The organism is Enterobacter sp. CRENT-193, assembly GCF_002787395.1.
Classification (GTDB): domain Bacteria; phylum Pseudomonadota; class Gammaproteobacteria; order Enterobacterales; family Enterobacteriaceae; genus Enterobacter; species Enterobacter hormaechei_C.
In genome coordinates this window covers 1,349,202-1,369,414 of sequence record NZ_CP024812.1, presented here as the reverse complement: position 1 = coordinate 1,369,414, position 20,213 = coordinate 1,349,202, and the positions used below count along the sequence as shown (strand labels likewise).

General features: G+C 55.8%; 20 protein-coding genes. 15 read left to right on the top strand and 5 right to left on the bottom strand.

The genetic code is table 11. The features are described 5' to 3' along the window. Positions 1–9 precede the first annotated feature (9 nt). The 10 genes from kdsD to npr all read left to right on the top strand — a co-directional run bounded on the left by kdsD (position 10) and on the right by npr (position 6,938). Positions 10–996 carry an arabinose-5-phosphate isomerase KdsD gene (gene kdsD, locus CU081_RS06750; protein WP_003861853.1) on the top strand — a complete coding sequence of 329 codons (987 nt, stop codon included), beginning with the start codon at positions 10–12 and terminating at the stop codon, positions 994–996. A gap of 14 nt (positions 997–1,010) precedes the next feature. Next, positions 1,011–1,577 carry a 3-deoxy-manno-octulosonate-8-phosphatase KdsC gene (kdsC, locus tag CU081_RS06745; protein WP_003861856.1) on the top strand — a complete coding sequence of 189 codons (567 nt, stop codon included), beginning with the start codon at positions 1,011–1,013 and terminating at the stop codon, positions 1,575–1,577. Continuing rightward, complete coding sequence (lptC, locus tag CU081_RS06740) at positions 1,574–2,149, top strand: LPS export ABC transporter periplasmic protein LptC (RefSeq protein WP_003861858.1); 576 nt, start codon at positions 1,574–1,576, stop codon at positions 2,147–2,149. The genes kdsC and lptC overlap by 4 nt, the downstream gene beginning before the upstream one ends. Further along, complete coding sequence (gene lptA / locus CU081_RS06735) at positions 2,118–2,672, top strand: lipopolysaccharide ABC transporter substrate-binding protein LptA (protein ID WP_003861860.1); 555 nt, start codon at positions 2,118–2,120, stop codon at positions 2,670–2,672. Before lptC ends, lptA begins: the two co-directional genes overlap by 32 nt. A 6-nt stretch (positions 2,673–2,678) precedes the next feature. Beyond that, positions 2,679–3,404 (top strand): LPS export ABC transporter ATP-binding protein, encoded by a 726-nt coding sequence (gene lptB / locus CU081_RS06730; protein WP_003861862.1) that lies wholly within the window; start codon positions 2,679–2,681, stop codon positions 3,402–3,404. 47 nt (positions 3,405–3,451) lie between these two features. Continuing rightward, the gene (gene rpoN, locus CU081_RS06725) at positions 3,452–4,885 is read left to right on the top strand and encodes an RNA polymerase factor sigma-54 (protein ID WP_003861864.1); all 1,434 of its coding nucleotides are present in this window, start codon (positions 3,452–3,454) and stop codon (positions 4,883–4,885) included. Positions 4,886–4,907: 22 nt separating this feature from the next. Next, entirely contained in the window at positions 4,908–5,195 is a 288-nt protein-coding gene (gene hpf, locus CU081_RS06720; RefSeq protein WP_003861866.1) for a ribosome hibernation promoting factor, read from the top strand. 82 nt (positions 5,196–5,277) lie between these two features. Next, positions 5,278–5,769: a PTS IIA-like nitrogen regulatory protein PtsN gene (ptsN, locus tag CU081_RS06715; RefSeq protein WP_003861869.1), complete on the top strand. Its 492-nt coding sequence runs from the start codon at positions 5,278–5,280 to the stop codon at positions 5,767–5,769. A 45-nt stretch (positions 5,770–5,814) separates the two neighbouring features. Then, a complete protein-coding gene (rapZ, locus tag CU081_RS06710) occupies positions 5,815–6,669 on the top strand; it encodes an RNase adapter RapZ (RefSeq protein WP_003861870.1) in 855 nt (284 codons plus the stop codon). After that, the gene (gene npr / locus CU081_RS06705; RefSeq protein WP_003861872.1) at positions 6,666–6,938 is read left to right on the top strand and encodes a PTS phosphocarrier protein NPr; all 273 of its coding nucleotides are present in this window, start codon (positions 6,666–6,668) and stop codon (positions 6,936–6,938) included. Before rapZ ends, npr begins: the two co-directional genes overlap by 4 nt. A gap of 39 nt (positions 6,939–6,977) precedes the next feature. Here the strand turns inward: npr and mtgA are convergent, their stop codons facing one another. The 5 genes from mtgA to lptF all read right to left on the bottom strand — a co-directional run bounded on the left by mtgA (position 6,978) and on the right by lptF (position 13,239). Further along, entirely contained in the window at positions 6,978–7,703 is a 726-nt protein-coding gene (gene mtgA / locus CU081_RS06700; RefSeq protein ID WP_003861874.1) for a monofunctional biosynthetic peptidoglycan transglycosylase, read from the bottom strand. After that, positions 7,700–8,353, bottom strand: a complete 654-nt coding sequence (elbB, locus tag CU081_RS06695) for an isoprenoid biosynthesis glyoxalase ElbB (protein WP_003861876.1) — start codon at positions 8,351–8,353, stop codon at positions 7,700–7,702. Before elbB ends, mtgA begins: the two co-directional genes overlap by 4 nt. A 232-nt stretch (positions 8,354–8,585) precedes the next feature. Next, entirely contained in the window at positions 8,586–10,919 is a 2,334-nt protein-coding gene (gene arcB, locus CU081_RS06690) for an aerobic respiration two-component sensor histidine kinase ArcB (protein ID WP_000809803.1), read from the bottom strand. 137 nt (positions 10,920–11,056) lie between these two features. Further along, the gene (gene lptG, locus CU081_RS06685; protein ID WP_001147540.1) at positions 11,057–12,139 is read right to left on the bottom strand and encodes an LPS export ABC transporter permease LptG; all 1,083 of its coding nucleotides are present in this window, start codon (positions 12,137–12,139) and stop codon (positions 11,057–11,059) included. After that, positions 12,139–13,239: an LPS export ABC transporter permease LptF gene (gene lptF / locus CU081_RS06680; protein WP_003861881.1), complete on the bottom strand. Its 1,101-nt coding sequence runs from the start codon at positions 13,237–13,239 to the stop codon at positions 12,139–12,141. Before lptF ends, lptG begins: the two co-directional genes overlap by 1 nt. A gap of 265 nt (positions 13,240–13,504) precedes the next feature. Here lptF and pepA point away from each other — a divergent pair, with 265 nt between their 5' ends. The 5 genes from pepA to ahr all read left to right on the top strand — a co-directional run bounded on the left by pepA (position 13,505) and on the right by ahr (position 20,113). After that, positions 13,505–15,016, top strand: a complete 1,512-nt coding sequence (pepA, locus tag CU081_RS06675; RefSeq protein WP_003861882.1) for a leucyl aminopeptidase — start codon at positions 13,505–13,507, stop codon at positions 15,014–15,016. 68 nt (positions 15,017–15,084) lie between these two features. Continuing rightward, positions 15,085–15,528 carry a DNA polymerase III subunit chi gene (gene holC / locus CU081_RS06670; protein ID WP_003861884.1) on the top strand — a complete coding sequence of 148 codons (444 nt, stop codon included), beginning with the start codon at positions 15,085–15,087 and terminating at the stop codon, positions 15,526–15,528. Continuing rightward, the gene (locus tag CU081_RS06665) at positions 15,528–18,383 is read left to right on the top strand and encodes a valine--tRNA ligase (protein ID WP_003861885.1); all 2,856 of its coding nucleotides are present in this window, start codon (positions 15,528–15,530) and stop codon (positions 18,381–18,383) included. The genes holC and CU081_RS06665 overlap by 1 nt, the downstream gene beginning before the upstream one ends. Positions 18,384–18,506: 123 nt before the next feature. Beyond that, a complete protein-coding gene (locus tag CU081_RS06660) occupies positions 18,507–19,010 on the top strand; it encodes a GNAT family N-acetyltransferase (RefSeq protein WP_003861887.1) in 504 nt (167 codons plus the stop codon). An 83-nt stretch (positions 19,011–19,093) separates the two neighbouring features. Then, positions 19,094–20,113, top strand: coding sequence for an NADPH-dependent aldehyde reductase Ahr (gene ahr / locus CU081_RS06655; protein ID WP_003861889.1), 1,020 nt, complete (start codon positions 19,094–19,096; stop codon positions 20,111–20,113). The last annotated feature ends 100 nt before the right edge of the window (positions 20,114–20,213 follow it).

Sequence of the window (20,213 nt, the reverse complement as noted above, 5' to 3'; positions counted from 1 at the left end):
AAACGCATTATGTCGCAAATAGAATTGCAGCCGGGTTTTGACTTTCAGAAAGCAGGCAAAGACGTTCTGGAGATTGAACGTGAAGGTCTGGCGCAGTTAGATCAGTACATTAATCAGGATTTTAGTCTGGCCTGTGAGAAGATGTTCTACTGCGCCGGTAAAGTCGTGGTGATGGGGATGGGCAAATCCGGCCATATCGGGCGCAAAATGGCGGCGACCTTTGCCAGTACCGGCACGTCGTCATTCTTCGTTCATCCCGGTGAAGCCGCGCACGGTGACCTCGGCATGGTTACGCCGCAGGACGTGGTTATTGCGCTGTCCAACTCCGGGGAATCGAATGAAATCCTGGCGTTGATCCCGGTGCTGAAGCGTCTGCACGTACCGCTGATTTGCATGACCAGCCGCCCGGAAAGCAGCATGGCGCGCGCGGCGGATATTCACCTGTGCGTGAAGGTGCCTAAAGAAGCCTGCCCGCTGGGGCTGGCGCCGACCTCCAGCACAACCGCCGCGCTGGTGATGGGCGATGCCCTTGCCGTTGCGCTGCTGGAAGCCCGCGGTTTTACGCCAGAAGATTTCGCCCTGTCTCACCCCGGCGGCGCGCTCGGGCGCAAACTGCTGCTGCGGGTTAACGATATTATGCACACCGGGGATGAGATCCCGCACGTCAGCAAAGAGGCCTCTTTGCGCGACGCGTTACTGGAGATCACCCGTAAAAACCTGGGCATGACGGTTATCTGCGACGATCTGATGAAGATTCAGGGCATTTTCACCGACGGCGACCTGCGCCGGGTATTCGATATGGGTGTGGATGTCCGAACGCTGGGCATCGCTGATGTAATGACACCAGGAGGGATCCGCGTCCGTCCGGGTACGCTGGCGGTAGATGTACTGAACCTGATGCAGTCCCGTCATATTACCTCAGTGATGGTTGCCGATGGCGACCAACTGCTGGGTGTGGTACATATGCATGATCTGCTGCGCGCTGGCGTAGTGTAATGAAGGATAAGACAATGAGTAATGCGGGTGCATCCCTTGCAACCTGTTATGGCCCGGTGAGCGCCCACATGATGTCAAAGGCGGAAAATATCCGCCTGCTGATCCTCGATGTGGATGGTGTGCTCTCCGACGGTCTGATTTATATGGGCAATAACGGCGAAGAGCTGAAAGCCTTTAACGTTCGCGACGGTTACGGTATCCGCTGTGCGCTCACGTCCGGTATTGAAGTTGCAATCATCACCGGGCGGAAAGCTAAACTGGTAGAAGATCGGTGTGAAACGCTGGGCATTACGCATCTCTATCAGGGACAGTCTGATAAGATGGTAGCCTTCCGGGATTTGCTGGGAAAACTGGCCATTGCGCCAGAGAATGTGGCATACGTCGGGGATGATTTGATCGACTGGCCAGTCATGGCGGAGGTGGGTCTGAGCATCGCCGTGGCTGACGCGCACCCGCTGCTGATCCCGCGTGCTGATTACGTTACCCATATTCACGGTGGCCGTGGCGCCGTCCGTGAAGTCTGCGATCTGCTTCTGCTGGCGCAGGGCAAGCTTGATGAGGCGAAAGGGCAATCGATATGAGTAAAACCAGACGTTGGGTTATCATTCTGCTTGCGCTTGTCGCCCTGATACTGATTGGCGTAAATCTCGCTGACCGCGATGATACGCAAGCGGAAGTGGTTAACACGAGCGACCCGACCTATAAAAGCGATCACAGCGACACCGTGGTCTATAGCCCGGAAGGTGCGCTGAACTATCGCCTCGTTGCTCAGCATGTAGAATATTTTTCAGATGACGGCACCTCGTGGTTTACCCAGCCGGTCCTGACCACCTTTGATACGGACAAAGTGCCGACGTGGTCAATCAAGTCTGACCGGGCAAAACTGACAAATGACCGTATGCTTTACCTGTATGGTCACGTTGAAGTCAACGCCCTGACCGCTGACGCGCAACTGCGAAAAATTACGACGGATAACGCCCAGATCAACCTGGTCACCCAGGATGTCACGTCGCAGGATTTAGTCACCCTGTATGGCACAACATTTAATTCCAGCGGTTTAAGAATGCGCGGGAACTTACGCAGCAAAAACGCCGAGCTGATTGAAAAGGTTAGAACCTCCTATGAAATTCAAAACAAACAAACTCAGCCTTAAAGTTGTTATCGCCAGCGCGCTGCTGGCGGCCAGTCTTCCCGCGCTTGCTGTGACTGGCGACACCGAACAGCCGATTCATATTGAATCCGATACCCAGTCTCTGGATATGCAGGGTAACGTCGTCACCTTTACCGGCAACGTCGTTGTGACCCAGGGCACCATCAAAATCAACGCCGACAAAGTGGTCGTTACCCGTCCGGGCGGCGAGCAGGGGAAAGAGATTATCGATGGTTATGGCAACCCGGCCACCTTCTACCAGATGCAGGACAACGGCAAGCCGGTGAAAGGCCATGCCTCGCATATGCACTATGAACTGGCGAAGGATCTGGTCATCCTGACCGGTAATGCTTACCTGGAACAGCTGGACAGCAATATCAAAGGCGACAAGATCACTTATCTGGTGAAAGAGCAGAAAATGCAGGCCTCCAGCGAAAAAGGCAAACGCGTCACGACCGTGCTTGTGCCTTCGCAGTTGCAGGACAAGAACAACGGTCAGGCTCCGGCAAAGAAAAAGAGTAACTAATTCGTTATGGCAACTTTAACTGCAAAAAACCTCGCGAAAGCGTATAAGGGCCGCCGCGTCGTCGAAGATGTCAGTCTGACCGTCAACTCCGGCGAAATCGTGGGTTTGCTTGGCCCTAACGGCGCGGGTAAAACTACGACCTTCTACATGGTAGTGGGCATCGTCCCGCGTGACGCCGGCAACATCATTATCGATGATGAAGATATCAGCCTGCTGCCGCTGCATGCCCGCGCGCGTCGTGGCATCGGCTATCTGCCGCAGGAAGCGTCTATCTTCCGCCGCTTAAGCGTGTTCGACAACCTGATGGCCGTGCTCCAGATCCGTGACGATCTGACCAGCGAGCAGCGCACTGACCGTGCGAACGAGCTGATGGAAGAGTTTCATATTGAACACCTTCGCGACAGCCTCGGTCAGGCGCTGTCCGGTGGTGAACGCCGCCGCGTTGAGATTGCGCGCGCGCTGGCAGCAAACCCGAAATTTATCCTGCTGGATGAACCGTTTGCGGGCGTTGACCCCATCTCCGTTATCGATATCAAACGTATCATTGAACACCTGCGCGACAGCGGGCTTGGCGTACTGATCACGGACCACAACGTTCGTGAAACGCTGGCGGTGTGTGAGCGCGCCTACATAGTGAGCCAGGGCCATCTGATTGCCCACGGTACGCCGCAGCAAATCCTCGAGGATGAGCATGTTAAGCGCGTGTACCTTGGGGAAGACTTCAGACTCTGATAGGGTAGAGGTTAAGTCACGCCGAACCGGAGAAAAACGCTCTGAACATGAAGCAAGGTTTGCAATTACGGCTCAGCCAGCAACTGGCCATGACGCCGCAGCTCCAGCAGGCAATCCGTCTGTTGCAGCTGTCCACGTTAGAACTCCAGCAGGAGCTCCAGCAGGCGCTGGACAGCAATCCGCTGCTGGAGCAGACCGATCTTCATGACGAGGTAGACGCCCAGCAGACGCAGGACACAGAAACGCTCGACTCCGTAGATGCACTCGAACAGAAAGAGATGCCGGACGAACTGCCGCTGGATGCCAGCTGGGATGAAATCTACACCGCGGGTACCCCTTCCGGGACGCGTGCAGACTACCAGGACGATGAACTCCCGGTCTACCAGGGCGAAACTACCCAATCGCTTCAGGACTACCTGATGTGGCAGGTGGAGCTGACGCCTTTCTCCGATACCGATCGCGCCATTGCCACCTCGATTGTCGATGCCGTTGACGACACGGGCTATTTGACCGTGACGCTGGACGAGATTCTTGAAAGCATCGGCGATGACGAGATTGAACTGGAAGAGATCGAAGCCGTCCTGAAACGCGTTCAGCGTTTCGACCCGATTGGCGTCGCCGCGAAAGATCTGCGTGACTGCCTTCTGATCCAGCTTTCGCAGTTTGCTAAAGAGACACCGTGGATTGACGAAGCCCGGCTCATCATCAGCGATCATCTGGATCTGCTGGCGAACCACGACTTCCGCACCCTGATGCGCGTCACGCGCCTGAAAGAAGAGGTGCTGAAGGAAGCGGTGAATCTGATCCAGTCGCTCGATCCGCGTCCGGGGCAGTCGATTCAGACCAGCGAACCGGAATATGTCATTCCCGATGTGCTGGTGAGAAAACACAATGGCCGCTGGGTCGTTGAACTGAACGCCGACAGCATTCCTCGCCTGCAAATCAACCAGCAATACGCCTCCATGTGCACCAGCGCCCGTAACGACGCTGATAATCAATACATTCGCAGCAACCTTCAGGAAGCACGCTGGTTGATTAAGAGTCTGGAGAGCCGTAATGACACGCTGCTGCGCGTCAGCCGCTGTATTGTCGAACAGCAGCAGGCATTCTTTGAGCAGGGCGAAGAGTTTATGAAACCGATGGTGCTGGCGGACATAGCCCAGGCCGTCGAGATGCATGAATCAACCATTTCCCGCGTGACCACGCAGAAGTATCTGCACAGCCCACGCGGTATTTTTGAGCTTAAGTATTTCTTCTCCAGCCACGTGAACACCGAAGGCGGCGGCGAAGCCTCGTCGACGGCCATTCGCGCACTGGTGAAGAAGTTGATCGCCGCGGAGAACCCCGCGAAGCCACTCAGTGACAGTAAGTTAACCACCATGCTGTCCGATCAGGGTATTATGGTGGCACGTCGTACTGTCGCGAAGTATCGAGAGTCTTTATCCATTCCGCCGTCTAACCAGCGTAAACAACTGGTTTGACACAACCGATAAGGAAGACACTATGCAGCTCAATATCACCGGACATAACGTCGAGATTACTGAGGCTTTACGCGATTTTGTAAACACTAAGTTTGCGAAACTCGAGCAGTATTTCGAGAGGATCAACCAGGTCTATGTTGTGTTGAAAGTGGAGAAAGTGACGCATATCTCGGATGCGACCCTGCACGTCAACGGAGGGGAACTCCATGCCAGTGCGGAAGGGCAAGACATGTACGCGGCTATCGACGGCTTGATTGATAAGCTTGCGAGACAGCTCAATAAACATAAAGATAAACTGAAACAACACTAATTGTCCGGGCAGTTAACGGGTGCAGGACGGCCTGTTGTGAAACACAACAGGCCATTTGTACAGTTAGCGCTTAGGTGAAATTATGATAAACAACGATTCCGCTCTTCAACTGAGCAATGTCCTTAACCAGGATTGTACCCGCAGTGGCGTTCACTGCCAGAGCAAAAAACGTGCGCTGGAAATCATCAGTGAGCTGGCCGCAAAACAGCTGGGTCTGCCGCCGCAGATCGTGTTTGAAGCCATTCTGACTCGTGAAAAAATGGGCAGTACCGGCATCGGCAATGGCATTGCGATCCCGCATGGCAAGCTGGAAGAAGATACGCTGCGTGCCGTGGGGGTGTTTGTGCAACTGGAAACGCCTATCGCTTTTGACGCCATTGATAACCAGCCTGTGGATCTGCTCTTCGCGCTGCTGGTTCCTGCCGATCAGACCAAGACCCACCTGCACACGCTGTCGCTGGTTGCCAAACGTCTGGCGGATAAAACCATTTGTCGTCGACTGCGCTCAGCCCAAAGTGATGAAGAGCTTTATCAAATTATCACTGAAGCAGAAGGCAATCAGGATGAGGCATAATCGGGAAAGGGCCTTCAGAACGGCTACCCTGAGGAGAAACGGAACATGGTGCTGATGATCGTCAGCGGTCGTTCGGGGTCCGGGAAGTCCGTGGCCCTGCGCGCGCTGGAAGACATGGGATTTTACTGTGTAGATAACCTGCCGGTAGTGTTGTTACCCGATCTGGCGCGGACGCTGGCGGACAGGCAAATCTCTGCCGCCGTCAGTATTGACGTGCGTAACATGCCGGAATCGCCGGAAATCTTCGAGCAGGCAATGAACAGCCTGCCGGAATGCTTCTCGCCTCAGCTCTTGTTCCTGGACGCTGACCGCAACACGCTGATCCGCCGTTACAGCGATACACGTCGTTTGCATCCGCTCTCCAGTAAAAATCTTTCGCTGGAAAGCGCCATCGATAAAGAGAGCGATCTGCTTGAGCCGCTGCGCTCGCGGGCCGACCTGATTGTCGACACCTCTGAAATGTCCGTCCACGAGCTGGCGGAAATGCTGCGTACGCGCTTACTCGGCAAGCGCGAGCGTGAACTGACGATGGTGTTTGAATCCTTCGGCTTTAAGCACGGCATACCTATCGATGCGGATTACGTTTTTGATGTGCGTTTCCTGCCGAACCCGCACTGGGATCCGAAACTGCGTCCGATGACCGGTCTGGATAAGCCGGTGGCGGCGTTCCTCGACCGACACACAGAAGTACACAATTTTATCTACCAGACGCGAAGCTACCTTGAGCTATGGTTACCTATGCTGGAAACAAACAATCGCAGCTACCTGACGGTGGCGATTGGCTGTACCGGCGGTAAACATCGTTCGGTCTACATTGCCGAACAGCTGGCCGATTACTTCCGCTCACGCGGAAAGAACGTTCAGTCCCGTCATCGCACGCTGGAAAAACGCAAAACATGACCGTAAAACAGACCGTCGAAATCACCAATAAGCTGGGTATGCATGCGCGCCCGGCGATGAAGCTGTTTGAGCTGATGCAGGGTTTTGATGCTGAGGTGCTGCTGCGCAACGACGAGGGAACCGAGGCAGAAGCCAATAGCGTGATCGCCCTGCTGATGCTGGATTCTGCCAAAGGCCGCCAGATTGAAGTTGAAGCCACCGGCCCGCAGGAAGAAGAAGCGCTGGCGGCAGTGATTGCCCTGTTTAACGCCGGGTTTGACGAAGACTAACGTTCGCCATGTCGGCGGGTAGCGCTGCGCTTACCCGCCCTACATAAGATTATTTCGCTCCATAAACCCTTCCCCACCCAACTGACGCATCTGGCGCATAATCCACGCCTGGCGGCTTCGCACGTAGCCTGACGGGGTGCTGGCCTTAAAACGCAGCGGGTTCGGCAGCACGGCGGCAAGGAGTGCCGCTTCGGACATAGTCAACCTGCTGGCGGGCTTGCCAAAATAGCGCTGCGATGCCGCTTCGACGCCAAACACGCCGTCACCAAACTCCGCGATATTCAGGTAGACGGTCAAAATGCGTTTTTTGCTCCACACCGTCTCGACCCCCAGCGTCAGCCCGGCCTCCAGCCCTTTTCTTACCCAGCTGCGACCGTCCCATAAGAACAGATTTTTTACCGTCTGCTGAGAAAGCGTTGACGCGCCGCGGACGCGGTTTTCATGACGTTCATTATGATCCAGCGCCTTCTCAATAGCCGCCACGTCAAAACCCCAGTGCTCCGGGAATTTCTGATCTTCTGCCGCAATGACCGCCAGCCCCATCCACGGGGAGATTTCATCCATGCCGACCCAGTCTGAGTGGGCAACATAGCCAAAATCACCCGAGAGCCAGGCGCTAATCTGCCGCTCTGCCATCACGGCGGAGAACGGGACGGGCAGGATGCTGAACAGCGCAATGCCTCCGCCCCAAAAAACGGCCAGGACCAGCACAATACGCAGCAGGATCCGTTTTAACCACCCGCCAGGGGATAATTTACGACTCATTCGGTAAGAACCAGCACTCTGTCCACCAGCTTTTCAATGCCTGCGGCAGCCTCAGCGATATTCTGCGCCAGCATATACGCCGGCGTGGTGATGATTTTGTTGTCCTCATCCACCACAATGTCGTCGACCGGGCATGGCACGTGCTCGCCGCCCATATCCTCAATAATTTCAGCGGTATCAATGTCGGTTCCGATCGTGAGCCGCAGCGGGAAATCAAAAATTTTCGGCAGCATGGCTGGCGCAATGCAGATAAAGCCCTGCGGCTTACCTGCTGCATGCATCGCCAGCGATAGCGCTTTCAAATCGGGATCGACATGGCACGCCGCGCCTTCTGTTGCAAACGTGCTCAGGTTTTTTGCCGCGCCAAAGCCGCCCGGCACGATGAGCGCATCAAGTTCAGCGGCATCGGCCTGTGCCAGCGGATGAATATCTCCACGCACAATACGTGCTGCTTCAATCAGCACGTTACGGCTTTCCGCCATTGGCTCGCCGGTAAGATGATTCATTACGTCTGCTTGAGTTTTATCCGGCGCGAAGCAGAGAACGTCTGCCCCCTGCCGCGATAATGCCAGCAGCGTTAATACGGTTTCGTGTATCTCTGAACCATCGTAAACGCCACATCCGCTCAGCACGACACCCACTTTCTTCATTCTGACGATCCTTCTAAGCAACTCGCTGAAGCACATTAAAAATTCTGATTAAAACGCTATGCTTCACACATTTCACTGATTCATGTAACAAACTGTTTAAGATTTGCTATCTTATCTGCGTGCGGCCTCAATTTTCAGGCGGCGTCCATGCGAAAACAACCCACAAAAATCAGGCGCAGCCACGATTTCCCTGGTGTTGGCGCAGTATTCGCGCACCCCGGTATAGCCGGGGTCATTTTTTTCTAGCATCTACCCAGGCTTTCAGCACTGCCACATCGTTTTGCCACTCCTGTTTCATCTCTTCGACCCAATCACCTACATTATCTTCCCAGGCAGGTAAATCAGGCGACTGAATCTGTTGGCCCAGTTGCTGGAGATGACGTAACCCGACCGATCCTGCCGCGCCTTTGATTTTATGTCCCTCTTCGACGATGCCCTTCTGGTCACGCGCCGTCAGGTTGGATTCGAGCACGTTCAGATAGCCCGGCATCATTTTTTCGAACACGGCCAGGCCATCGGTGATCAGTTTTGGTCCTACCAGATCGATATACTGCTCCAGCATGGCGGTATCCAGTATCGTTTGGGCTTTGGCGCTATCAACAGACGTCATGGTGCTCTCCTCTTCATCACAGGTATCCCAGAACTTCTTGATCATCGCCGTCAGGGCAGGTACCGCCAGCGGCTTGCTGAGCACATCGTCCATTCCGGCCTCGAGGTACTCTTTTTTATCTTTCAGCACGTTTGCGGTCAACGCCACCAGCGGCGGCAGCTCGTCAGGAGCATATTTGCGCGTCAGCTCGCGGGAGATATCCAGTCCGGTCATGTCCGGTAGCTGAATATCGAGCAGCACCAGGTCGTACTCGCCCGGCGTGAACATCTCCAGCGCGGCTTTGCCGGTCATCGCCACATCCACGCTGTTACCGAGTTTTTCCAGTACCGACCGGGCGACAATGACGTTCAGCTCAATATCTTCCACCAGCAGGACGTGCAGGGCTGGCAGCGGCATATCGTCGTTCTCAAACGTATCTTCCACCTCTTCCGCCACGGCAGGCGCGTGGACGGTAAGCGTAAAGGTGGAGCCTTTACCCGGCTGGCTGGCAACGGTGATATCCCCGCCCATACTTTTCGCCAGACGTTTCGACACCGCCAGGCCAATGCCCGTACCGGTCGCCGGTTTACCGCCGTGGCTGTCTTTAACCTGATAATACATGGCGAAGATCTTATCCTGCTCTTCCTGAGGAATGCCGATACCCGAGTCCTCAACTTCAAAGTGCAGCATGTCGCCTTCGTCATAGCGAATGCGCACCGCAACCTGCCCCTTCTGGGTAAACTTCACGGCATTGCTGATGAGGTTCCACAGGATCTGACGCAGCCGCGTGCCGTCCGTCACCACTTTATGCGGCAGCGGCAGCGTCGGCTCCATCACAAAGCTCAACCCTTTTTGCTGGGCCTGCAAACCTGACAGGTTCTCCAGGTCCGCAAGGAAGCCGGTAAAATCAACCGGCTGGTTGTCGAGCTGAACTTTACGGCGCTCCATCTTATCCATGTCGATAATATCATTGAAGATATTGCCCAGCGTGACCGCCGAGACGTGGATCGTTTTGAGGTATTTTTCCTGCTCGCTGGTCAGCTCGGTATCCAGCAGAATGCGGCTCAGCCCCACAATGCCATTCAGCGGGGTGCGCAGTTCATGGCTGATGGTGGAGATGAAAGTTGTTTTATCCCGGCTGGCGCGCTCCAGCGCATCCTGATAGCGCTTACGCTCGGTGATATCACGGCCAAAGCCCATCAGACCATGACGTTTACCCACCCGGTCGTAATAAGGTACTTTGCGGATCTCAAAGCAGGCTTTGCGCCCGTCGGGGTAGTCCAGCCACTGCTCATAGGTCAGCGAAACGTTATGGCGGAAGACCTTTTCATCCGTCTCCATCACTTTTGCTGCCGCCTCTTCGGAATAGACATCCTGAGGTTTCAGGTGTATCAGCTGTTTTTCGCTTTTCCCGGTCAACAGTTCCATGGCCCGGTTACAGCCGGAGAACTCTTTATCTTCATTACGGTAGAACACCAGATCCGGCGACGCATCGAGGAACGAGCGCAGGAAAGAGGATTGCTGTTCAAGCTGGATCTGCGTGACTTCGCGCTCTTTCATCTCAATTTTCAGCTGCTCAAGCGTGGTCTGACGCTCGGCTTCCGCCTTCTCACGGTCTGAAATTTCCTGATTCAGCTGGGCAATGTTGTCCTTGAGCTGAACGTTGAGTTTAAGATCGCGCTCGCGCATCTCTTCCAGCTTATCCACCAGTTTCGATAAACGCTGTCGGGACTCTTCCAGCTGCTCAACCACCACGGAGAGGAAATAGACCGCCCATGGGGTGATCAGCAGGCCAAAGAAAATAGAGCGGATCACGTCGATGCTCTCGACCTGACCATGCAGAACCATGGTCACGGCCATTTGCACGACAATGGCCAGAACGACCAGCGCCAGCGCCAGCAGCATGGAAAAACGCACCAGCCCGAGCTTCATCATCAGGTCGACGTAGTACTGGGCCAGCATTCGAATTTGCTTCATAGAGGATCCCTTCACGACTTTATCGCTCAATAATACTCAAATTCACGGCGAGGCGTTGAAGGTTGTGAGAAAAAGTGCGGGGTGAAACAGGAGATTAGCCTCGCCCCCGGGCTAGCGGGAGCGAGGAAGACGTTTTATCAGGAGCGTTTTAGCAGCATCCAGAGGCTGATCAGGAAGAAACTGGCGCTCGGCAACAGCGCGCCGATAATTGGCGGAATGCCATACACCAGTGTCAGCGGACCGAAAATCTGATCGAGGACGTAGAACACGAAACCAAAGCTGATACCAGTTACCACGCGGACCCCCATCGGCACGCTACGCAGCGGTCCAAAGATGAACGACAGCGCCATTAGCATCATCACCGCCACGGACAGTGGCTGGAAGATTTTGCTCCACATGTTGAGCTGGTAACGCCCCGCATCCTGTCCGCTCGATTTCAGATACTTCACGTAGTTATGCAGACCGCTGATGGAGAGCGCATCGGGATCGAGCGCTACCACGCCAAGCTTGTCCGGCGTCAGGTTGGTTTTCCAGGTACCGCTTACGGTCTGCGAACCGGTGATCTGTTTCGGGTTCGTCAGGTCAGATTCATCAACCTGGGATAACCGCCACAGCTTGTTGTTCGCATCAAATTTAGCGGAGGCGGCATAACGCACCGACTGCAAACGACGATCGTTGTTGAAGGCGTAGATGCTCACGCCGCCCAGTTCATCGTCCCCTTTCACGCGTTCGATATAGACGAAGTTCTGACCATCTTTCGCCCATAACCCCTGCTGCGTGGAGAGCAGCGAACCACCGTACATAGCCTGAGCACGGTAGTTACGCGCCATCTGTTCGCCCTGCGGCGCGACCCATTCGCCAATCGCCATGGTCAACAGCACCAGCGGGATCGCGGTTTTCATTACCGACAGCGCAACCTGCATACGGGTAAAGCCAGATGCCTGCATCACCACCAGCTCGCTACGCTGAGCCAGCATCCCCAGGCCCAGCAACGCCCCCAGCAGGGCCGCCATCGGGAAGAAGATCTGCACATCTTTTGGTACGCTGAGCAGGGTGTACATCCCGGCACCCAACGCATCGTAACTCCCCTGCCCGGCTTTTTTCAGCTGGTCGACAAATTTGATAATGCCCGAGAGCGACACCAGCATGAACAGGGTCATCATGATGGTGGTGAAAATCGTTTTACCGATATAGCGGTCAAGTACGCCAAACGCCTGCATTAGATGGCTCCTTTACGCGTAAACCGGGCACGAAGACGACGCACAGGCACCGTGTCCCACAAGTTGAGTCCGACTGCCAGCAGCAGATACAAACCATTCACGACCCAGGTCCAGATCATCGGGTCAATTTTTCCTTTCCCGCCGTTAGACTTGATTGAGGTTTGCAGCAGGAAGAACACCAGATACAGCAGCATCGCTGGCAGCATCGACAGCACGCGGCCCTGGCGCGGGTTCACCACACTCAGCGGAACCACCATCAGCGCCATCATAAATACGGTGAATACCAGCGTGATACGCCAGTGCAGTTCAGCACGCGCACGATCGGTATCGGTATTCATTAAGGTGCGCATATCCATCTGCTCAGTATCCGTTGGATCGAGCGCGACGGCCTGATGACCAATGATGGCCTGGTAGTTCTGGAAATCGGTAATACGGAAGTCGCGCAGCATAGCCGTGCCTTCGAAACGCGTTCCTTTGTTCAGCGTGACAACCTGAGAGCCGTCTTTACGCTGAGACAGCTGACCGGAGTCCGCCACCACCACAGAAGGCCGAGCGTTACCTTTCGGGCGCAGTTGAGCAAGAAACACGTCATTGAAGCGGTTGCCATCGACGCTTTCGATAAACAGCACGGAGTTACCGTCGGTCGCCTGCTGGAACTGCCCCTGCGCCAGCGCCGCCAGCCCCGGGTTAGCTTTTGCTTCCGCCAGCACCTCATCCTGATGACGAGAGGAGGTCGGCCCCGCCCACATGACGTTAACCGCGGCAACAATGCCCGTAAACAGTGCCAGCACCATGGCTGCTTTTACCAGTACGGCTTTACTGAGGCCGCAGGCATGCATCACGGTGATTTCACTTTCGGTATAGAGCTTACCCAGGGTCATCAGCAGACCAAGGAACAGGCTTAACGGCAGGATAAGCTGCGCCATTTCCGGCACGCCAAGCCCGAGCAGGGAAAGCACCAGATTCGTTGGGATTTCGCCATCAACCGCCGCGCCGAGGATCCTGACCAGCTTCTGACAGAAAAAGATCAGAAGGAGGATAAAGAGGATCGCCAGTTGGCTCTTCAGCGTCTCCCGAACCAGATATCTTATGATTATCACTTTAAATACGCCCGTTAAAACTCGTCTTATGCAGGAATTTAGCTTGTTTCATGGCTTAAACGTCATTTATTCTCTTGAGTCGTCGAAATCATCGCTAAGATTAAAAAACCCGGCGGATTCGCGCTTCATGACATTTATTGACGTGTCGAAACCGTAGTAACGTAAGATTAACACGAAGTCACCACAACGGCGGACATGAGTTACGAAAGGTTTCAATTCTATCCGTAGCCGCCGCCGTTGTCTTTAAGATTCAGGAGCGTAGTGCATGGAGTTCAGTGTAAAAAGCGGTAGCCCGGAGAAACAGCGGAGTGCCTGCATCGTTGTGGGCGTCTTTGAACCACGCCGACTCTCCCCGATCGCCGAGCAACTCGATAAAATCAGCGACGGCTATATCAGCGCCCTGCTGCGCCGTGGCGAACTGGAAGGCAAACCAGGGCAGACCTTGTTGCTGCACCATGTTCCGAACGTCCTGTCCGAGCGTATTCTGCTGATTGGCTGTGGTAAAGAACGTGAGCTTGATGAGCGCCAGTACAAGCAGGTTATTCAGAAAACCATTAATACACTGAATGATACTGGTTCGATGGAAGCCGTCTGCTTCCTGACGGAGCTGCACGTTAAGGGCCGCAACACGTACTGGAAGGTGCGCCAGGCCGTCGAAACCGCAAAAGAGAGCCTCTACAGCTTTGATCAGCTGAAGACCACCAAAAGCGAGCCGCGTCGCCCGCTGCGTAAAATGGTCTTTAACGTGCCAACCCGTCGCGAGCTGACCAGCGGCGAGCGCGCCATTCAGCACGGTCTGGCCATTGCCGCCGGTATCAAAGCGGCAAAAGATCTTGGCAATATGCCGCCAAACATCTGTAACGCCGCGTACCTGGCGTCTCAGGCGCGCCAGCTGGCTGACGCCTACAGCAAGAACGTTATCACCCGCGTTATCGGCGAACAGCAGATGAAAGAGCTGGGGATGCACTCTTATCTGGCGGTCGGTAACGGCTCCCAGAACGAATCCCTGATGTCAGTCATTGAGTACAAGGGCAATCCGTCTGAAGATGCGCGTCCGATCGTGCTCGTCGGTAAAGGGCTGACCTTCGACTCAGGCGGTATCTCCATCAAGCCTTCAGAAGGCATGGATGAGATGAAGTACGACATGTGCGGCGCGGCGGCGGTTTACGGCGTTATGCGCATGGTCGCGGAACTTCAGTTGCCCATCAACGTGATCGGCGTGCTGGCGGGCTGCGAAAACATGCCTGGCGGCCGCGCTTATCGTCCTGGTGATGTGCTGACCACCATGTCCGGCCAGACCGTTGAGGTGCTGAACACCGACGCCGAAGGTCGTCTGGTACTGTGCGACGTGCTGACCTACGTTGAGCGTTTCGAACCTGAAGCGGTGATTGACGTGGCTACACTGACCGGCGCCTGCGTGATTGCGCTGGGGCATCACATCACCGGCCTGATGTCGAACCACAACCCGCTGGCGCATGAACTGATCGGCGCGTCCGAACAGGCCGGCGACCGCGCGTGGCGTCTGCCGCTGGGGGACGAGTTCCAGGAACAACTGGAGTCTAACTTCGCAGACATGGCAAACATCGGCGGTCGTCCTGGCGGGGCGATTACCGCGGGCTGCTTCCTGGCGCGCTTTACCCGCAAGTACAACTGGGCGCACCTGGACATCGCGGGGACCGCATGGCGCTCCGGAAAAGCCAAAGGCGCGACCGGACGTCCGGTGGCGCTGCTGTCGCAGTTCCTGCTCAATCGTGCGGGTTTTAACGGCGACGAGTAATGATAAACGCCGGGTGGCGCTACGCTTACCCGGCTTTGCATTTAAATCCACGACAAGAAACCCCATATATGAAGAATGCAACGTTCTACCTTCTGGACAATGACACCCATCAGGATGGCCTCAGCGCCGTTGAACAACTGGTGTGTGAAATTGCCGCAGAACGTTGGCGCGCAGGTAAACGCGTCCTGATTGCCTGTGAAGATGAGCAGCAAGCGATTCGCCTGGATGAAGCGCTATGGGCGCGCCCGCCGGAGAGTTTTGTTCCGCATAACCTGTCGGGCGAAGGTCCACGCGGTGGGGCACCGGTGGAGATTGCCTGGCCGCAAAAACGCAACAGCAGCGCGCGCGACATTCTCATTAGCCTGCGGACAGACTTTGCAGATTTTGCCACCGCTTTCACAGAAGTGGTAGACTTTGTCCCTTACGAAGAATCTTTGAAACAACTGGCGCGCGAACGCTACAAAGCGTACCGCCTGGCCGGTTTTAACCTGAATACGGCAACCTGGAAATAATGGAAAAGACATATAACCCACGCGATATCGAACAGCCGCTTTACGAGCACTGGGAACAGCAGGGCTATTTCAAGCCTAACGGCGACGAAAGCAAAGAGTCCTTCTGCATCATGATCCCGCCGCCGAACGTCACCGGCAGTTTGCATATGGGGCATGCTTTCCAGCAGACCATCATGGACACCATGATCCGCTACCAGCGCATGCAGGGCAAAAACACCCTGTGGCAGGCGGGGACTGACCACGCGGGTATCGCGACCCAGATGGTGGTTGAGCGTAAAATTGCCGCTGAAGAGGGTAAAACCCGCCACGACTACGGTCGCGACGCGTTCATCGACAAAATCTGGCAGTGGAAGGCAGAATCCGGCGGCACCATTACCCGTCAGATGCGCCGCCTCGGCAACTCCGTGGACTGGGAGCGCGAGCGCTTCACCATGGACGAAGGCCTGTCCAACGCCGTGAAAGAAGTCTTCGTCCGTCTGTACAAAGAAGACCTGATTTACCGCGGCAAACGCCTGGTCAACTGGGACCCGAAACTGCGTACCGCCATCTCTGACCTGGAAGTGGAAAACCGCGAGTCTAAAGGCTCCATGTGGCACATCCGCTATCCGCTGGCAGACGGTGCAAAAACCGCAGACGGCAAAGATTATCTGGTGGTGGCGACCACCCGTCCGGAAACCCTGCTGGGCGATACCGGCGTGGCCGTTAACCCGGAAGATCCGCGTTATAAAGATTTGATCGGCAAATTCGTGGTGCTGCCGCTGGTGAACCGCCGTATTCCGATTGTGGGCGACGAACACGCCGACATGGAAAAAGGCACCGGCTGCGTGAAAATCACCCCAGCGCATGACTTCAACGACTATGAAGTCGGTCGTCGTCATCAACTTCCGATGATCAACATTCTGACCTTCGACGGCGATATCCGCGAAAGCGCAGAAGTGTATGACACCAAAGGCAACGAGTCCGACGTTTATTCCAGCGACATCCCGGCTGAGTTCCAGAAGCTGGAGCGCTTTGCCGCGCGTAAAGCCATCGTAGCCGCCGTTGACGCGCTCGGCCTGCTGGAAGAGATTAAGCCTCACGATCTGACCGTGCCGTACGGTGACCGTGGCGGCGTAGTTATCGAACCAATGCTGACCGACCAGTGGTACGTGCGTGCCGACGTGCTGGCGAAACCGGCTGTGGAAGCGGTTGAGAACGGCAGCATTCAGTTCGTGCCGAAGCAGTACGAAAACATGTACTTCTCCTGGATGCGCGATATTCAGGACTGGTGTATTTCCCGTCAGCTGTGGTGGGGTCACCGTATCCCGGCGTGGTACGACAACGAAGGCAATGTCTACGTTGGCCGCACCGAAGAGGAAGTGCGTCAGGAAAACAACCTGGGCGCTGACGTTGCCCTGCGCCAGGACGAAGACGTGCTGGATACCTGGTTCTCCTCCGCGCTGTGGACCTTCTCTACCCTCGGCTGGCCGGAAAACACCGACGCGCTGCGTCAGTTCCACCCAACCAGCGTGATGGTCTCCGGCTTCGACATCATCTTCTTCTGGATCGCCCGCATGATCATGATGACCATGCACTTCATCAAAGACGAAGACGGCAAGCCGCAGGTTCCGTTCCATACCGTTTACATGACCGGCCTGATCCGCGACGACGAAGGCCAGAAGATGTCTAAATCCAAGGGTAACGTTATCGACCCGCTGGATATGGTGGACGGTATCTCTCTGGAAGAGCTGCTGGAAAAACGTACCGGCAATATGATGCAGCCGCAGCTGGCGGAGAAAATCCGCAAGCGTACCGAGAAGCAGTTCCCGAACGGGATCGAATCTCACGGTACCGACGCCCTGCGCTTCACCCTGGCGGCGCTGGCCTCCACCGGCCGTGACATCAACTGGGATATGAAGCGTCTGGAAGGTTACCGTAACTTCTGTAACAAGCTGTGGAACGCCAGCCGCTTCGTGCTGATGAACACCGAAGATCAGGATTGCGGCTTCAATGGCGGCGAGATGACCCTGTCTCTGGCAGACCGCTGGATCCTGGCGGAATTTAACCAGACGGTGAAAGCGTTCCGCGACGCGCTGGACAGCTACCGCTTCGACATCGCGGCAGGCATTCTATACGAATTCACCTGGAACCAGTTCTGCGACTGGTACCTGGAGCTGGCGAAGCCGGTCATGAACGGTGGTTCTGAAGCGGAACTGCGCGGCACGCGTAATACGCTGATTACCGTTCTGGAAGGTCTGCTGCGCCTTGCGCACCCGATCATTCCATTCATCACCGAAACCATCTGGCAGCGCGTGAAGGTGATTGCCGGTATTAATGCCGATACCATCATGCTCCAGCCGTTCCCGGCATTCGATGCCGCGAAAGTGGATGAAGCCGCGTCTGCGGATACCGAGTGGCTGAAACAGGCGATCGTTGCGGTACGTAACATCCGCGCGGAAATGAACATCTCTCCGGGTAAACCACTGGAGCTGCTGCTGCGCGGTTGCAGCGAAGCTGCCGTTCGTCGCGTCACCGAGAACAACACATTCCTGAAAACCATGGCGCGTCTGGAAAGCATCACCGTGCTGCCTGCCGATGACAAAGGTCCGGTTTCCGTGACCAAAATCATCGACGGCGCGGAGCTGCTGATCCCGATGGCGGGCCTGATCGACAAAGACGCGGAGCTGGCGCGTCTGGCGAAAGAAGTGGCGAAAGTCGACGTGGAAATTGGCAAAATCGAAAGCAAACTGGCGAACGAGGGCTTTGTGGCCCGCGCGCCGGAAGCGGTCATCGCCAAAGAGCGTGAGCGTCTGGTTGCCTTCGCCGATGCGAAGACCAAACTGATCGAGCAGCAGGCGGTTATCGCAGCCCTGTAATGCTTTTACCCCTTACGCTTCAGGGCGTAAGGGGTATCCTTCCTGAAAACTCCTCGCTTGCACTCCCCTTTCTGCGGTGCTATTAACAGCAGTTGTGTGTCAATTTTTGTCATGAGTAATGCTATGAGCGTGATTACCCCCGTCGCGACGACAATGCGTCGGATCACTGAGCAGGACAACCCGGCTATCGCCGCCGTTATCCGCACGGTTTCTGCCGAATATGGCCTGACCGCCGACAAAGGCTACACCGTGGCCGACCCCAATCTGGACGAACTTTTTCAGCTGTACAGCCAGCCGGGTCATGCCTACTGGGTCATTGAACAGGACGGCCAGGTCGTGGGCGGCGGCGGCATTGCCCCACTGCTTTGCAGCGAGCCGGATATCTGTGAACTTCAGAAAATGTATTTCCTGCCAACGATACGCGGACAAGGCCTGGCGAAAAAGCTGGCGCTGGTCGCCCTGGAACATGCACGCTCACAGGGCTTTAAACGTTGCTACCTCGAAACCACCGCTTTCCTTAAAGAGGCCATTGGCCTGTATGAGCATCTGGGCTTTGAGCATATCGATGCGCCACTGGGCTGCACGGGCCACGTGGACTGCGAAGTCAGGATGCTGAAAAGTCTGTAAGTTTCGTTCCTGCCGTCTTCTGTTAAGCGTCTGTAAACTGAATGCTCTACACTCACAGTTCACACCAAAACAGGGGAAACGCGATGTCGAAGATAAAAAGCTACGCCGCACCGCAGGCGGGTGCAGAACTTGAGCTGTACGAGTACGATGCGGGCGAACTAAAAGCGGAAGACGTCGAAGTACAGGTTGATTACTGCGGGATCTGCCACTCGGATCTCTCGATGATCGACAATGAATGGGGCTTTTCCAGCTATCCGCTGGTTGCCGGGCACGAAGTCATTGGCCGCGTCGTGGCGCTCGGCAGCGCCGCGCAGGACAAAGGGCTGAAAGTGGGCCAGCGCGTGGGTATCGGCTGGACGGCACGCAGCTGCGGTCACTGCGATGCCTGTATCAGCGGCAACCAGATCAACTGCCTTGAGGGCGCAACGCCGACCATCCTTAACAAGGGCGGTTTCGCCGATAAGCTGCGCGCCGACTGGCAATGGGTTATCCCGCTGCCGGACAGCATTGATATCGAATCCGCCGGTCCGCTGCTGTGTGGCGGCATCACCGTCTTTAAGCCCCTGCTGATGCATCACATCACCGCCACCAGCCGCGTGGGCGTGATCGGTATTGGCGGGCTGGGGCATATTGCCATCAAGCTGCTGCACGCGATGGGCTGTGAAGTCACGGCGTTCAGCTCTAACCCGGCGAAAGAGCAGGAAGTGCTGGCGATGGGTGCGGATAAAGTGGTGAACAGTCGCGACCCGCAGGCGCTCACCGCCCTGGCAGGCCAGTTTGACCTGATCATCAACACGGTAAACGTCGATCTCGACTGGCAGCCGTACTTTGAAGCGCTGGCCTACGGCGGTAACTTCCACACCGTGGGTGCGGTGATGAAGCCGCTGCCGGTTCCGGCGTTTACCCTGATCGGCGGGGATCGCAGCGTGTCAGGCTCCGCGACCGGTACACCGTACGAGCTGCGCAAGCTGATGAAGTTTGCCGGACGCACAAAAGTGGCACCCACCACCGAGCTGTATCCGATGTCAAAAATCAACGAAGCAATCCAGCACGTGCGCGACGGCAAAGCCCGCTACCGCGTGGTGTTGAAAGCGGATTTTTGATGTGACATTGCCGGGGAATGTGCGGCCTGATGCCCTCACCCCAACCCTCTCCCTCAAGGGAGAGGGGGCCGTCTGTGCAGGCATTATTTTGTGGGGATCC